The 14,745-nt window shown below is 73.5% G+C and carries 13 protein-coding genes and 1 pseudogene; 11 read left to right on the top strand and 3 right to left on the bottom strand.

Annotation, left to right across the window (positions count from 1 at the left end; translation table 11 throughout):
* Positions 1-21: 21 nt before the first annotated feature.
* The 6 genes from STRAU_RS34100 to STRAU_RS34075 all read left to right on the top strand — a co-directional run bounded on the left by STRAU_RS34100 (position 22) and on the right by STRAU_RS34075 (position 4,953).
* Positions 22-1,371 carry an L-fuconate dehydratase gene (locus tag STRAU_RS34100; protein WP_016644975.1) on the top strand — a complete coding sequence of 450 codons (1,350 nt, stop codon included), beginning with the start codon at positions 22-24 and terminating at the stop codon, positions 1,369-1,371.
* Positions 1,368-2,132 carry an SDR family NAD(P)-dependent oxidoreductase gene (locus STRAU_RS34095; RefSeq protein WP_016644974.1) on the top strand — a complete coding sequence of 255 codons (765 nt, stop codon included), beginning with the start codon at positions 1,368-1,370 and terminating at the stop codon, positions 2,130-2,132. The genes STRAU_RS34100 and STRAU_RS34095 overlap by 4 nt, the downstream gene beginning before the upstream one ends.
* Positions 2,129-3,172 (top strand): aldo/keto reductase, encoded by a 1,044-nt coding sequence (locus STRAU_RS34090; protein WP_016644973.1) that lies wholly within the window; start codon positions 2,129-2,131, stop codon positions 3,170-3,172. Before STRAU_RS34095 ends, STRAU_RS34090 begins: the two co-directional genes overlap by 4 nt.
* Entirely contained in the window at positions 3,169-3,483 is a 315-nt protein-coding gene (locus STRAU_RS34085) for an L-rhamnose mutarotase (RefSeq protein WP_016644971.1), read from the top strand. The genes STRAU_RS34090 and STRAU_RS34085 overlap by 4 nt, the downstream gene beginning before the upstream one ends.
* Positions 3,480-4,358 (top strand): amidohydrolase family protein, encoded by an 879-nt coding sequence (locus STRAU_RS34080; protein WP_016644972.1) that lies wholly within the window; start codon positions 3,480-3,482, stop codon positions 4,356-4,358. The genes STRAU_RS34085 and STRAU_RS34080 overlap by 4 nt, the downstream gene beginning before the upstream one ends.
* A gap of 232 nt (positions 4,359-4,590) precedes the next feature.
* Complete coding sequence (locus STRAU_RS34075; RefSeq protein ID WP_016644969.1) at positions 4,591-4,953, top strand: DUF805 domain-containing protein; 363 nt, start codon at positions 4,591-4,593, stop codon at positions 4,951-4,953.
* Positions 4,954-4,989: 36 nt separating this feature from the next.
* Here STRAU_RS34075 and STRAU_RS34070 read toward each other — a convergent pair whose 3' ends face one another.
* The 3 genes from STRAU_RS34070 to STRAU_RS34060 form a co-directional block, all read right to left on the bottom strand.
* Entirely contained in the window at positions 4,990-6,429 is a 1,440-nt protein-coding gene (locus tag STRAU_RS34070; RefSeq protein ID WP_016644968.1) for a lipase maturation factor family protein, read from the bottom strand.
* Between the two features lie 85 nt (positions 6,430-6,514).
* Positions 6,515-7,204: a response regulator gene (locus STRAU_RS34065; RefSeq protein WP_016644967.1), complete on the bottom strand. Its 690-nt coding sequence runs from the start codon at positions 7,202-7,204 to the stop codon at positions 6,515-6,517.
* Positions 7,201-8,433: a sensor histidine kinase gene (locus tag STRAU_RS34060; protein WP_037663751.1), complete on the bottom strand. Its 1,233-nt coding sequence runs from the start codon at positions 8,431-8,433 to the stop codon at positions 7,201-7,203. Before STRAU_RS34060 ends, STRAU_RS34065 begins: the two co-directional genes overlap by 4 nt.
* Before the next feature lie 132 nt (positions 8,434-8,565).
* Here STRAU_RS34060 and STRAU_RS34055 point away from each other — a divergent pair.
* From STRAU_RS34055 to STRAU_RS34035, 5 genes and pseudogenes are all read left to right on the top strand, one after another.
* Positions 8,566-9,467: pseudogene (locus tag STRAU_RS34055) on the top strand (ATP-binding cassette domain-containing protein).
* Positions 9,464-10,309 (top strand): ABC transporter permease, encoded by an 846-nt coding sequence (locus STRAU_RS34050; protein ID WP_016644963.1) that lies wholly within the window; start codon positions 9,464-9,466, stop codon positions 10,307-10,309. The pseudogene STRAU_RS34055 and the gene STRAU_RS34050 overlap by 4 nt, the downstream one beginning before the upstream one ends.
* A gap of 147 nt (positions 10,310-10,456) precedes the next feature.
* Positions 10,457-11,635 (top strand): DUF6777 domain-containing protein, encoded by a 1,179-nt coding sequence (locus STRAU_RS34045; protein ID WP_016644962.1) that lies wholly within the window; start codon positions 10,457-10,459, stop codon positions 11,633-11,635.
* A 70-nt stretch (positions 11,636-11,705) separates the two neighbouring features.
* Entirely contained in the window at positions 11,706-13,823 is a 2,118-nt protein-coding gene (locus tag STRAU_RS34040) for a SpoIIE family protein phosphatase (RefSeq protein ID WP_016644961.1), read from the top strand.
* A 7-nt stretch (positions 13,824-13,830) separates the two neighbouring features.
* Complete coding sequence (locus tag STRAU_RS34035; protein WP_016644960.1) at positions 13,831-14,691, top strand: Fpg/Nei family DNA glycosylase; 861 nt, start codon at positions 13,831-13,833, stop codon at positions 14,689-14,691.
* Positions 14,692-14,745 lie beyond the last annotated feature (54 nt).

Genomic DNA, 14,745 nt, shown 5'->3' with positions numbered 1-14,745 from the left:
TTCCTTCCGGAAAGGTCTCCTGTGTCCCCAACTCCCGGCCGCGTCACTGCGGTCGACACCTACGACATCCGGTTCCCGACCTCGCGGGAACTGGACGGGTCCGACGCCATGAACCCGGACCCGGACTACTCGGCCGCCTATGTGGTGCTGCGCACCGACGCCGAGGACGGACTCGAAGGGCACGGCTTCACCTTCACCATCGGGCGCGGCAACGAGGTGCAGGTCGCCGCGATCGACTCGATCGCGCACCATGTCGTCGGCCGCTCCGTCGACGAGCTCTGCGGGGATCCGGGCACGCTCAACCGCGACCTGATCGGCGACAGCCAGCTGCGCTGGCTCGGCCCTGAGAAGGGCGTGATGCACATGGCGATCGGGGCCGTCGTCAACGCCGTCTGGGACCTGGCCGCGAAGCGCGCCCGCACCCCGCTGTGGAAGCTCCTCGCCGACGCGGAACCCGAATGGCTGGTCTCCCAGGTCGACTTCCGCTACATCGCCGACGCGCTCACGCCCGAGGAGGCGCTCACCCTGCTGCGCGGGGGCCGCGTCGGCGCGGGGGCCCGCGAGGACCGGCTGCGCGAGCACGGCTTCCCCGGCTACACCACCTCACCCGGCTGGCTCGGCTACAGCGACGAGAAGCTCACCCGCCTCGCCCGCCAGGCCGTCGCCGACGGCTTCACCCAGATCAAGCTGAAGGTCGGCGCGGACCTCGACGACGACGTACGCCGCTGCCGCACCGCCCGCGCGGCCATCGGGCCGGGCATCCGCATGGCGATCGACGCCAACCAGCGCTGGAACGTCGACGAGGCCGTGCGCTGGACCCGCGCGCTCGCCGAGTTCGACCCGTACTGGGTGGAGGAGCCCACCAGCCCCGACGACGTCCTCGCGCACGCCACCATCCGCGACGCCGTCGCCCCCGTGAAGGTCGCCACCGGCGAACACGTGCAGAACCGCATCGTGTTCAAGCAGCTCCTCCAGGCCGGTGCCATCGACATCCTGCAGATCGACGCGGCGCGCGTCGGCGGCGTCAACGAGAACCTCGCGATCCTGCTGCTCGCCGCGCGCTTCGGGGTGCCGGTGTGCCCGCACGCGGGCGGCGTCGGTCTTTGCGAGCTGGTCCAGCACCTGTCGATGTTCGACTACGTCGCGCTGTCCGGCACGACGGAGAACCGGGTCATCGAGTACGTCGACCACCTCCACGAACACTTCATCGACCCGGTCGTGGTGCGCGAGGGGCACTACCTCGCCCCGGCCGCGCCGGGCTTCTCGGCCACCATGCGCCCGGAGTCCATCGCCGAGTTCACTTATCCGGACGGCTCGTTCTGGGCCGCCGACCTCGCTCACCAGCCGCACGAGAAGGGAGCCGCGGCATGACCGTCGCGCAGGACTTCGCAGGGCTCAAGGCCCTGGTCACCGGTGGCGCGTCCGGCATCGGCCGCGCCACCGCCGAGCTGCTCGCCGCGCGCGGCGCCGAGGTGGCCGTGCTCGACCTCGACCCGGGCGGCGTGGACAAGCCCCTGCACGCGTACACCGCCGACGTCACCGACGACGCGTCCGTACGGGAGGCGGTCGCGTCCGCCGCCGCCGAGCTCGGCGGACTCGACGTACTGGTCAACAACGCGGGTATCGGCGCGCAGGGCACCGTCGAGGACAACGACGACGCACAGTGGCACACCGTCCTCGACGTCAACGTCCTCGGCGTCGTCCGCACCACCCGCGCCGCGCTCCCGCACCTGCGGGCCTCCGCGCACGCCGCGATCGTCAACACCTGCTCCATCGCCGCGACCGCGGGCCTGCCGCAGCGCGCCCTGTACTCCGCGTCCAAGGGGGCCGTGCTGTCCCTGACGCTCGCCATGGCGGCCGACCACGTACGCGAAGGCGTGCGCGTCAACTGCGTCAACCCCGGCACCGTGGACACCCCGTGGGTCGGCCGTCTCCTGGACGCCGCCCCCGACCCGGCCGCCGAGCGCGCCGCCCTCGAAGCCCGCCAGCCCACCGGACGCCTGGTCACCGCCGACGAGGTCGCGGGCGCCATCGCCTACCTGGCGAGCCCGCTGTCCGGCGCCACCACCGGCACCGCCCTCGCCGTCGACGGCGGCATGCAGGGCCTGCGGCCGCGGCCGGTGACCCGGTGAGCGGCATCCGCGCCCGGCGCCTCGGCCGGGGCACCGTCCGGGTCAGCGAGCTGTCGTTCGGCGGCGCCGGCATCGGCAACCTCTACTCGCCCGTCACCGACGAGGACGCGGCCGTCGCGCTCGACTCCGCCTGGGACGCCGGCCTGCGCTACTTCGACACGGCGCCGCACTACGGCCTCGGCCTGTCCGAACGCAGGATCGGCGCGGCACTGCGCGGGCGCCCCCGGGACGCGTACACCGTCTCCACGAAGGTGGGGCGGATCCTGGAGCCGGTCACCGGGCCCGTGAGCGGCGACGACCTGGCCGACGGCGGGTTCGCCGTGCCCGCCGCGCACCGGCGCCGGTGGGACTTCAGCGCGGACGGCGTGTGCCGCTCGATCGAGTCCAGCCTGGAGCGGCTCGGCCTCGACCGCGTCGACATCGTCTACCTCCACGACCCCGACAACCACGGCGAACAGGCGTTCCGCGAGGGCTATCCCGCCCTGGAACGACTCCGCGCCGAAGGCGTCGTGGGCGCCATCGGGGCGGGCATGAACCAGGCCGAGATGCTCACCCGCTTCGTCCGGGACACCGACGTCGACGCGGTGCTGTGCGCGGGCCGCTACACGCTCCTCGACCATCAGGCCCTCGCCGAGCTGCTGCCCGCAGCGAGCGAACGCGGTGCGTCGGTGGTCATCGGCGGCGTCTTCAACTCCGGTCTGCTCGCCGACCCGAAGGACGGGGCACGCTTCAACTACACCGAGGCGCCAAGCGAGTTGCTCGACCGCGCCCGTCGCCTGCGCACGGTCGCCGGGCGGCACGGCGTCACCCTGCGCGCCGCCGCGCTCGCCTTCCCGTTCGCCCACCCGGCGGTGGCGAGCGTCCTGGTCGGCATCCACGCGCCGTACCAAGTCACCGACGCCGCCGAGCAGTTCGCCGTGGACGTGCCCGTCGACTTCTGGAAGGAAGCGCGGGCGGAGGGCCTGCTGCCGCCCGACGTGCCCGTGCCCGGGGAAGGCGTTGTCGGGGCGGGCGCCCCCGGAGAGGATGACGCGCCGTGAGAGTCGCCCTGCACACCAAGGTCCGCGCCGACCGCGTCGAGGAGTACGAAGCGGCGCACCGCGAGGTCCCCGCCGAGCTCACCGCGGCGATCCGCGCCGCGGGCGCCACCTCCTGGACGATCTGGCGCAGCGGTACCGACCTGTTCCACGTCCTGGAGTGCGCGGACTACGCGCGTCTCCTCGCCGAGCTGGAGCAGCTGCCCGTGAACGTGGCGTGGCAGGCGCGCATGGCGGAACTGCTCGACGTCGTCCACGACTACTCCGGCGACGGCGCGGACTCGGGCCTGCCGGTCGTCTGGGAGCTGCCGTGACGGGAACGGAGGGCACGCGCGGGATCATCGACGCCCACCACCACGTGTGGGACCTGGACGTGCGCGACCAGGAGTGGATCACCGGCCCGGAGATGGCCCCGATCCGCCGCACCTTCACGGTCGACGACCTCGCCCCGCACGCCCGCGCCGCCGGAGTCGCGGCCACCGTCCTCGTCCAGACCGTCACCGTGCCCGAGGAGACCCCGGAGTTCCTGGCCCTCGCGGCGGGCAGCGATCTGATCGCCGGGGTCGTCGGCTGGGCCGACCTCACCCGCCCCGACATCGCCGATGCCCTGGCGGCGCTGGCCGAACTCCCGGGCGGCGACCGCCTCGTGGGCATCCGCCACCAGGTGCAGGCCGAGCCCGACCCGGAGTGGCTGCTGCGCCCTGACGTAGGGCGGGGCCTGGCTGCAGTCGCCGCGGCGGGCCTCGCGTACGACCTGGTGGTGCTGCCCCACCAACTCCCCGCGTGCGCGCGGGCCGCCGCCGGCCACCCCGGCCTCACCTTCGTCCTGGACCACCTGGGCAAGCCGCCCGTGGCGTCGTCCGCCCGCGAACCCTGGGCCGCCTCGCTGCGCGCGCTGGCCGCCCTGCCGAACACCACCGCCAAACTGTCCGGCCTGGTGACCGAGGCCGACTGGACGAACTGGACCCCGGCGTCCCTGCGCCCCTACACCGACACGGCCCTGGAGGCGTTCGGCCCGTCCCGGTTGATGTTCGGCTCGGACTGGCCGGTGTGCGAGCTGGCGGCGACGTACCAGCAAGTGGTCGAGGCGGCACGGGAACTGACGGCGGCGCTGAGCGACACCGAGCGCGCGCAGGTCTTCGCGGGAACGGCGCGGCGCGTGTACGGGCGGCCGGATCGGCCGGACTAAGGGAATCTGCTGAGGCGGTGGCGGGTCCGCCCATGATTGCGCTACGCCCCGGCCCGGTCCGGGCCGGACCTGCTTTGACGTAGCTCCTGCCCGCCTTACTCCTGTCACCCAAAGCCGTATGAACCAGACCAACCGGGGCCGGTTGACCCACACCACCCGAAGCCATACCTTCTGGATCCTCAAGCGCGGCCTACGGGGGACGCGCTCCATCGCGGGCATATAGGGGGACGCGATGCACTGGTACGTGGACGTACTCAAGAAATACGCCGTGTTCAACGGGCGGGCGCGACGCGCCGAATACTGGATGTTCACCCTGTTCAACCTCGTCGTCAGCCTCGTTCTCGCGCTGCTCGACATGGCACTCGGCATCACGCCGGTCCTCGAAGTGGCCTACACCGTGGCGGTCCTGCTTCCCGGCCTCGCCGTCGGCGCGCGCCGCCTGCACGACACCGGCCGCACGGGCTGGTGGCAGCTCCTCTTCCTGCTCCCGGTGATCGGCCTGATCATCCTGATCGTCATGCTCGCCACCGACAGCAAGCCGGCGAACGAGCACGGGCCCAACCCCAAGGAGGTCTCGGCGACACCGGCTCGGTGAGGTGACGCGCCCGGTGAGGCCACGCGCCCGGTGAGGTCACGCCTCCGGAGCGCCCCCGCCGAGCCGGGTCGGCGGCAGGAACTCGCGTACGTACGTGCGCTCCCAGCACGCGCCCGTCTCCCGCAGCTCGCGCCACGTCGTGTAGCGGTAGCGGTAGAGACGGGCGCGGACGTACGTCGGCGGCCGGTCGGGGAACGGGCAGTGGCGCAGCAGCCGCAGCGTGTCCCGGTCGCCTTCGAGGAGCCGTTCCACGAACGGACCGAACCACGCGCGCGCGTACGCGGGCGAGAGCCCGGCGAACCACATCAGCCAGTCGAGCCGCAGATGGTACGGAGCGAACTGCCGCGGCCACCGCCGTACGTCCCCGGGCTTGCCCTTGAACTCGTACTCCCGCCAGTCGGAGTCCTGGCGCGGCACCGCGTCCGACGTCCCCTCGACGACGACTTCCTGCCGCACCCGGTTCACGCTGCCGAACGCCCCGTAGGCGTTGACCAGGTGCAGCGGGTCGAAGGAGTAGTTCATGATCTGCCGCCGCGAGACCAGATTGCGGGCCGGGCGGTAGCTCAGGGCGAGCAGTCCCGCCGTGACGGCGATGACCAGGACCTCGTACCAGAGCGGGGGAGAGGCGAGATCCGCGGGCGGGGCCGCCGCGTCGCCGAACAGGCGGCGGAAGTCCACCGCGCTGAGCGCGAGCGCGATCGTCAGCCAGTTCAGCCAGGAGAAGTTGCCGGAGAGGACGAGCCACAACTGGGTGGCGGCCATCAGCAGGGCCGCGCCGGTGGCGATGGGCTGCGGGGTGAACAGGAGGAAGGGGACGGCGAGTTGGGTGACGTGGTTGGCGGCCGTCTCCACACGGTGCAGCGGCCGCGGCAGCCGGTGGAAGAACCAGCTCAGCGGGCCCGGCATCGGCTGGGTCTCATGGTGGAAGTACAGACAGGTCAGTTTGCGCCAGCACGCGTCGCCGCGCATCTTGATCAGCCCGGCGCCGAACTCGACCCGGAACAGCACCCAGCGCAGCAGGAACAGCACGAGCACCGGCGGCCCGACGTCGTCCCCCGCGAACAGCACGGCGAGGAAGCCGACCTCGAGGAGCAGCGACTCCCAGCCGAAGCCGTACCAGGTCTGCCCCACGTTCACGATCGACAGATAGAGCGCCCACGGCACGAGCCACAGCAGCATCGCCGCCCACAGCGGCAGCAGCCCGTCCACGCCCGCGAGCAGCGCCGCGGCCACCGCGCAGCCGCCCCAGGCGCACAGCGCGAAGAAGCGGTCCGAGTAGTGGAAGTGGAAGACGCTGGGAGCCCGGCGGAAGGGTACGTCCGCCACGTACCGAGGCACGGGCAGCATGCCGCGCGCGCCGATGAGCGCGCGGAACTGCAGCGCGGCGCCGAGGAAGGCGAGCAGATAGAGCGCGGCCAGCACGCGCTGGAAGACCAGCCGGCTCAGCCAGTAGGAGTCCGCCGTGAACCACTCCACTCCTCCATTGTGACGGAGAGTGAGCCCTGAGTCCTGTGGGCGGCCCGGCGCGGCCCGGTGAGGGGCCTGTCCGGCACGGTGCCGCTCAGCGGGGCGGCGACACCAGGCCCGTCTCGTACGCGATGATCACGAGCTGCACCCGGTCCCGGGCGCCCAGCTTCGACAGCAGCCGCGTGACGTACGTCTTGGCCGTGGCCACGCTGATGAACAGGCGGTCGGCGATCTCGGAGTTCGACAGGCCGCCGCCGACCAGCGTCAGCACCTCGCGCTCGCGCTCCGTGATGCCCGTGACCTCCCGGGGCGGCGGGGCGGCCGCCGGACGGTCCGCGAACTCCTTGATCAGACGGCCGGTCACGCTCGGCGCGATCAGGCCGTCCCCGGCCGCGACGACGCGGACCGCGGCGAGGATCTCCTCCAGCGCCATGTCCTTGACCAGGAACCCGGACGCGCCGGCGCGCAGCGCCCCGTACACGTAGTCGTCGTCATCGAAGGTCGTCAGGACGACGATCCGGGTGGCGTCGGTGGCCCGCGTGATCTGGCGGGTGGCCTCGATGCCGTCGGTGCCGGGCATGCGGATGTCCATGACCACGACGTCGGGCCGCAGGTCCGCGGTGAGGCGGACCGCCTCGGCGCCGTTCCCGGCCTCGCCGACGACTTCGAGGTCGTCGGCCTCGCTGATGACCATCTGGAGCGCGGCGCGCACCAGCGGCTGGTCGTCGGCCAGGACGACGCGCACGAGCCGCCGGTCCCCGGCCGGGGCGACGGGCGCCGTCATCGCACACCCGCAGGAACGGGCAGCCGCGCCGCGACGCGGAAGCCGCCCTCGGGGCGCGGGTGCGCGGTGAACTCCCCGTGCAGCAGGCCGACCCGCTCGCGCATGCCGAGCAGGCCGTATCCGGTGCCGCCGTCACCGGCGGCGTTCCGGCCGGCCCCGGCGCCCTCCTCCCGGCCGGGCCCGCCGTCGAGGATCTCGATGGCCAGCGCGTCGTCGCGGCTGTCGACGGTGACCCGGCAGGAGCGGGTGCCCGCGTGCCGGACCACGTTGGTGACCGCCTCCTGGATGATGCGGTACGCCGATACGTCGATCTCCGGGGGTATCGGCCGGAGCTCGCCGAGCCAGCGCACGTCGACGCGGACGCCCGCCGCCGTGGTCGTCTTCGCGAGCCGGTCCACGTCGGCGAGGCCGAGGCCCGGATCGAGAGGCGCCGCCTCGGCGGCCTTCCCCGGCTCCGGGGTGCGCAGCGCGCCGAGCATGCGGCGCAGGCCGGAGAGCGTCTCGCGGCTCGCCGTCTCGATCTCGCCGAGGGCGCCGCGGGCCCGCTCGGGCTGGGTGCCGATGACGCGCCGCGCGGCGCCGGACTGCAGGGCGATGATGCCGATGCTGTGCGCGACCATGTCGTGCAACTCGCGGGCGATGCGCAGCCGTTCGGCCGTGACGGCCTGCTCGGCGGCGTGCGCGCGAAGCTGCTCGGCATGTCGGCGGGACTGGTGCGCCGCGTCGCCGAGGAGCCAGGCCACGACGGCCGTCAGCGCGACGGTCAGCTCCGCCGATGTCCCGACGACCCAGCCGAACGCGAGGCGCGTGAGCAGATATCCGGCGAGCGTGCCGAGCGCCAGCGACAGCGCGGCGAGCCCCGTCCGGCGCGGCCGGCTCGCCGCGATGACGTACACCGCGACGTCGGCGGCCACGAACTGCAGCAGGGGGATCTCGGCCACGCTCAGCGTCGTCGACGCGCCCGCCGAGGCGAGCAGGACGAGGAAGAGCCCGGACAGCGGCCGGCGCTCCAGGCGGCGGCTGCCCGCGAAGGCGGCCACGGTGGCGAGGGCCAGCACCGCCATGCCGTCCCACCGGAAGAACAGGACACCCTGCTGCGCGGGCTGGGCCTCACCCGGGAGGCGGAAGCGGAAGAGGAACGTCAACGCCGACCCCACGCACCAGGCCAGCGCCGGCCACGTACGCGGCGGCACGCGCTTGAACGAGGGCCCTGGCGGTGTCACGGACATGTCGGCATCGTAATCGCCTGACCAGCGGCGGGAATCGGCCCGCGGGTGTACAACCAGGGTCGACACCGGGCGGCTCCGATTGTCGGCGGCGGGCCGATGCCGAACGGGCCCCGCCCCCGGCACCGTTGACACATGATCGAAGTCAAGGACCTGACGAAGCGCTACGGCGCGACCACGGCCGTGCAGGAGCTCTCCTTCACGGTGCGGCCCGGACACGTCACGGGCTTCCTCGGGCCGAACGGCGCAGGAAAGTCCACCACGCTGCGCATGATCCTCGGCCTGAACGCGCCCACGGGCGGCTCCGTCACCGTCGGCGGCCGCCCCTTCCGCGACCGGCCGCGCGGCCTGCGCCACGTGGGCGCCCTGCTGGACGCGGGCGACGTGCACGGCGGCCGCAGCGCCGTCGCGCACCTGGCCGTGCTCGCCCGCGGCAACCGCATCCCGCGCCCCAGGGTGGACGAGGTGCTCGCGGAGGTCGGGCTCGCCGGGGCGGCGGGCCGACGCCGCATCGCGGGGTACTCGCTCGGCATGCGGCCATGTTATCTGCGCTGCTCGGCGACCCGCCGGTGCTGCTCTTCGACGAACCGCTCAACGGGCTCGACCCGGAAGGCGTGCTGTGGGTGCGCGGCCTGTTCCGGCGCCTGGCCGCCGAGGGCCGCACCGTCTTCGTGTCCAGCCATCTGATGTCCGAGATGGAGAACACGGCCGACGAACTGGTCGTCATCGGCCGCGGCGAGCTGATCGCGGCCGAGAGCCTGAAGCGGTTCGCGGCCCGGGGCACCGGGGCGGGCGTCACCGTGCGCACACCGCGGCCCGCCGACCTGGCGGCCGTCCTGACCGCCGAGGGAGCCGTCGTGCGCCAGGACGGGCCGCTGCTCACGGTCACCGGCATGGACGCGGCCCGCATCGGCGACCTCGCCGCCCGGCACGCCCTGCCCCTGCACGAACTGGCCCCGCGCGCGGCGTCCTTGGAGGAGGCGTTCATGGAACTCACCGCCGACAGCGTCGACTACCTCGCGGGAGAAACACGATGACCACTGGAATCGCCCCGTACGCGGCCGAAGCGACCGCCGAACCCGCCGCCCGCTTCCGCGACCTCCTCGCCGCGGAGTGGCTGAAGCTGTGGTCGCTGCGGTCCACGCCGTGGGCGTACCTGGTCACCGCGCTCACCGTGATCGGCTTCAACGCGGGCCAGGCGTACGACACGTACCGCTACTGGACGACGGAGATGGCAGGTGACCGGGACGAGTTCGTCCGCGACGGCATCCCCCTCGCCGAGGCGTTCACGCCCAACGCCGTTCTGATCCACATCCTCGCGGCCGGAGCCATCGGCGCCGTGACGGTCGTGGGGGAGTACGGCACCGGGCTCATCCGGACGACGTTCGCGGCCGTCCCCGCCCGCCGTTCGGTGATGGCGGCCAAGGCGGCCGTGGTCGCGGCGGTGACCACCGTGTTCGGCGCGCTGGTCGCCCTGGTGTCCTTCTTCTCGACACAGGCGATCCTGTCCGGAAAGGACCTCGGGGTCTCCCTCGGCCACCCCGGCGCCCTGCGCGTCGTGGTGGCGTCCGCGCTGCTCACCCCTGTCGCCGCGCTGGTGGGCATGGCGATCGGCACGCTCCTGCGGCACATGGGCAGCACGATCGTCGCCACCGTGGCGACCCTCCTGGTGCTGCCCATGGTCGTGAGCCCCGACCGGTACTGGTCCGCGCTCATCGCCCACGCCCTGCCGTACCCGGCGTGGCGCCGTCTGACCGAACCGGGCGCGCACTTCGAGGCGTATCCCTGGTCTGCGGGCGGGGCCTGGACCGTGTACGCGGTGTGGGCGCTGGCGGCCGTCGCGGTCACCGTGTTCAGCGTGGAGAGGCGGGACCAGTGAGGCGGGGCGGGACCAGTGACGCGGGGCGGGACCAGTGAGGGCACGCGCACACGCGGCCCGGCCGAGCCCCGTCTCCGCTTGCGGGGCCCCGCTCCACCCGCCAGACAATGAGGGACTAATGCCCCGGAAGCAGGCAGGAGGCCCCTCGTGCGCGCAGCCACCAGGACCTGGGCCACGGCCCTCGGGATATCCGCGGCGCTGACCGTCGCGGGATGCTCGGGCTCGGACGGCGGCGGCCAGGAGACGGCCCGCGAGAAGAGGGAGAAGGCCGACGGGGGGCGGGAGCTGTTCCTGGAACCCGTCGCCGCGCGGGGCCCGGACCCCTTCACGGACTCCACCGCCCGGGACACCGGCAGCCCTCCGCCCGTCACCCGTTCGCCGCAACCCTCGCCCAGCGGCTCCTCCTCGCCCGCCGACCAGGGCCTGCGGTCCCTCGCGGGCGGCACACCGGGCCTCTACGGCGGCACGCAACGGATCGGCAGCTGCGACGTGGGGCTGCAGATCCGCTTCCTGACCGCCGAACCCGCCCGCGCCCGCGCCTTCGCCGACGCGGCGGGCATCGCCCAGGACGGCATCCCCGCGTATCTGCGCGGCCTCACCCCGGTCGTCCTGCGCGCGGACACCCGCGTCACCAACCACGGCTACCGCGACGGCCGCGCCACCGCCTACCAGTCCGTCATGCAGGCAGGCACCGCCGTCCTCGTCGACGACCGCGGCCTGCCCCGGGTGCGCTGCGCCTGCGGCAACCCGCTGAAGCCCCCGGTCGCCTTCCGGCACACCCCGGCCCACAGCGGACAGCCGTGGCGCGGTTACCAGCCCACGAAGGTGATCGTCGTGACCCCCGCGCCGCGGCCGATCACCGTCATCGTCATCGTGAACATCGTCAACAACACCTGGATCGAGCGGAAGACCGGCGACGAGCACGGCAAGGACGACCACTCCGTGCCGCCCCCGGACCCGGCCTCCACCTCTCCCACGCCCCCGACCGACTCCGCCGACCCGGACGAGAACCGGGACCCCTCGGACTCCTCGGACCCGTCCGAGTCGTCAGACCCGTTCGCTCCTTCGGATCCCTCCGACCCGTCAGACCCCTCCGACCCCTCCGACCGCGACTCCGGCCCCACCGCCCCCGACGAGGGCGACACCTCGACCGACTGCCCCACCCCCACCCCGGACACCGGCACGGACGACCCCCTCGACCAGACCCCGGCCCCGCCCCCGCCCGGCTGCCCCACGCCCACCCCACCGGACGGCCCCGAGGAGCGCACGCCCGAGGGCGACGGCACCTCGGACCTCGGCCCCGACCCCGGTTCCTTCGACAGCTGAGCGCCCGGGCGCCCCACGGGCGGGCCGCCGTCCACATGCGGCCGTCCGAGGGTGCGCCTAGCGTTGGCCCATGGACGCGGGCACGGGAGGTGTCGAGGCAGCGATGCGGCGCTGCAGCGGCAGCTCCGCATCCGCTCCCGCCTGCTGTTTTCTCGACGCCTACGGTTCCGGTCTCGAGATGGGCGGCTTCGAGTGGAACCTGCGGAGCGGGGAGCTGCTCCTGGACCACGCGGTCCTCGCCCTCTTCGACCTGCGGCCCGACGAGTTCGACAACCGGCCGCAGAGCCTCGCCGTCCGGGTGCCGCCCGGCGAGGCCCACCGCCTCGACGTCCAGGTCTCGCAGGCGCTGAAGAGCGGCGACGTCAACTACGGCGCGTACTTCCGGGTACGCCTGCGCGACGGCAGCCTGCGCTGGCGGCACACCCAGGGACACGTCCTGCGCGACGAGGACCGGCGCCCGCAGCGCATCGTCGGCATCGTGCGCGACGCCACCCGCGAGCTCAGCGACAGCACCGCGCACCGCGAGCGGGTGGAGGAGGAGGCGGACCGGCGCCGCCGTACCAGCGTCGTCCAGGGCACCACGGCGGCCCTGGCCCACGCGCGCACCGTCGCGGACGTCATCGACGTCCTGAGCGACGCCCAGGGCCTGGCCCACCTCGGCGCCTCGCACCTGGTCATGGGCCTGGTCGAGGCCGGCCGGATCCGGCTCGTCGCGGAGGGGCCGCCGGAGGGCTACGTGCCCGGCACCCGGCTCACGCGCGTCGACGAGCCGTACCCCATGGGCGAGGTCGTCCGCACGCTCTCGCCGCGCTACATCGAGACGCCGGAGGAGTTCGCCGCCTCGTACCCGCTGCTGTGGCCGCACATCGAACACCTCGGCATCACCTCGGCCGCGTATCTGCCGCTGATCGCCCAGGCCAAGCCGCTCGCCGTGCTCGGCCTGCTCTACCAGGACCGCACCGGGTTCACCCAGGAGGAACGCACCGTCCTGGTGGCGCTCAGCAGCAGCATCGCGCAGAGCCTGCAGCGGGCCATGTTCTACGAGCAGGAGAAGGACCTCGCCCAGGGCCTCCAGCAGGCCATGCTGCCCCGCACCATCCCGGGTGTGCCCGGCGCCGACATCGCCGTGCGCTACCGCAGCGCCGCGCTCGGCCGCGACATCGGCGGCGACTGGTACGACGTGATCCCGCTGCCCGGCGGCCGCGTCGGCGCCGTCATCGGCGACGTACAGGGCCACGACACGCACGCCGCCGCCGTCATGGGCCAGCTGCGCATCGTGCTGCGCGCGTACGCCGCCGAGGGCCACACCCCCGCCACCGTCATGGCCCGCGCCTCCGGCTTCCTGCACGAACTCGACACCGAACGCTTCGCGACCTGCCTGTACGCGGAGGCCGACCTCAGCACCGGCGTGGTGCAGCTGGTGCGCGCCGGCCACATCGACCCGCTGCTGCGGCTCACCGACGGCACCTGCCGCCGGGTGCCCGTCGACGGGGGACTGCCGCTGGGCCTTTCCGCCGAGTTCGGGCGGCTCGACTACCCCGTCACCACCGTCGAACTCGACCCCGGCCAGATGCTGTTGCTCTACACCGACGGCCTCGTCGAGGAGCCGGGCGCGGACCTCGACGACGGCACCCAGGCGCTCGCCGAACTCGTCTCCGTCGGCCCGCACGACCTTCAGGAGCTGGCCGACCTGCTGTGCGGACGGGTCGACGACGGGCGCGGCGACGACGACGCCGCGCTGCTCCTGCTGCGCCGCCGCGTCGTGGACGCGCCGCGCTCCGGCGGCCGCCTCCAGCAGCACGTCGCGCCGGCCGACCCGGAGGCCCTCGCCGAGGCGCGGCACATGATCCGGGCCGCCGTGCGCGCGTGGGGCGCGCGCAACCGCGCCGACGAGATCGAGCTGGCCGCCGACGAGCTGATCACCAACGCGCTGATGCACACCGACGGGCCCGCCATCGTCACGCTGCGCGTCCTGTCCGCCGCCGACCGGCGGCTGCGCGTCGACGTCGAGGACTCCTCCAGCGCCCTGCCCCGGCTGCGCGAGGCATCCGACGACGGGGTGTCCGGGCGCGGCCTGCTGCTCGTGGACCGGCTCGCGGACGTGTGGGGTGTGGACTCGCGGGGCGGCGGGAAATGCGTGTGGTGCGAGTTCATCGTGCCCGCGCGCGACGCGGCGGACGAAGGGTGAGGCGGCCATGCCGGAACTGCCGGAAGTCGAGGCGCTGCGGGAGTTTCTCGCCGCCGAGCTGACCGGGCACGAGATCGTGCGGGTGCTGCCGGTCGCGATCAGCGTCCTCAAGACGTACGACCCGCCCGTCACCGCGCTCGAAGGCCGCGCGGTGACCGGGGTCGCCCGCTACGGCAAGTTCCTCGCCGTCGACGCCGGCGGGCTGCATCTCGTCACGCATCTCGCCCGCGCGGGCTGGCTGCAGTGGAAGGACCCGCTGCCGAGCGGTGCGCCGCGGCCGGGCAAGGGGCCGCTGGCGCTGCGCGTGGCGCTGGAGACCGGCGCCGGGTTCGATCTCACCGAGGCCGGTACGCAGAAGCGGCTCGCCGTGTACGTCACCGGCGATCCCGCCGGGCTTCCCGGCATCGCCCGCCTCGGCCCCGACCCGCTGGCCGCGGACTTCACCCTGGAGCGGTTCGCGGGGCTCCTGGAGGGGGAACGGCGGCGCCTCAAGGGCGCGTTGCGCGACCAGAGCCTGATCGCCGGCATCGGCAACGCGTACAGCGACGAGATCCTGCATGCCGCGCGGATGTCGCCGTACAAGCTCGCCGGGAGCCTGTCCGCGGCGGAGACGCAGCATCTGTACGAGGCGCTGCGCGCGACGCTCACGGAGGCCGTGGAGCGGTCGCACGGGGTCGCTGCCGCTCGGCTCAAGTCCGAGAAGAAGTCGGGGCTCCGTGTGCACGGGCGGGCCGGGTTGCCGTGTCCCGTGTGCGGGGACGCCGTTCGCGAGGTGTCCTTCGCGGACTCGTCGCTGCAGTACTGCCCCACGTGCCAGACGGGGGGCAGGCCCCTGGCCGACCGCCGCATGTCCCGCCTGCTGAAGTAGCCCGCTCGCCCGGGTGTTTTCGTTCCCGCCGCTCCGCGGCGGATATCTCCCACC

It is taken from the genome of Streptomyces aurantiacus JA 4570, from assembly GCF_000414115.1.
GTDB lineage: Bacteria > Actinomycetota > Actinomycetes > Streptomycetales > Streptomycetaceae > Streptomyces > Streptomyces aurantiacus_A.
This window is presented reverse-complemented; position numbering and strand designations above follow the sequence as displayed.

What these genes read in the sequence shown, in the direction of transcription:
- STRAU_RS34095 (WP_016644974.1), top strand. Translation starts at nt 1,368, where the DNA reads ATGACCGTCGCGCAGGACTTCGCAGGGCTCAAGGCCCTGGTCACCGGT.
- STRAU_RS34050 (WP_016644963.1), top strand. Translation starts at nt 9,464, where the DNA reads ATGACCACTGGAATCGCCCCGTACGCGGCCGAAGCGACCGCCGAACCC.
- STRAU_RS34035 (WP_016644960.1), top strand. Translation starts at nt 13,831, where the DNA reads ATGCCGGAACTGCCGGAAGTCGAGGCGCTGCGGGAGTTTCTCGCCGCC.
- STRAU_RS34060 (WP_037663751.1), bottom strand. Translation starts at nt 8,433, where the DNA reads ATGTCCGTGACACCGCCAGGGCCCTCGTTCAAGCGCGTGCCGCCGCGT.
- STRAU_RS34040 (WP_016644961.1), top strand. Translation starts at nt 11,706, where the DNA reads ATGGACGCGGGCACGGGAGGTGTCGAGGCAGCGATGCGGCGCTGCAGC.
- STRAU_RS34075 (WP_016644969.1), top strand. Translation starts at nt 4,591, where the DNA reads ATGCACTGGTACGTGGACGTACTCAAGAAATACGCCGTGTTCAACGGG.
- STRAU_RS34065 (WP_016644967.1), bottom strand. Translation starts at nt 7,204, where the DNA reads ATGACGGCGCCCGTCGCCCCGGCCGGGGACCGGCGGCTCGTGCGCGTC.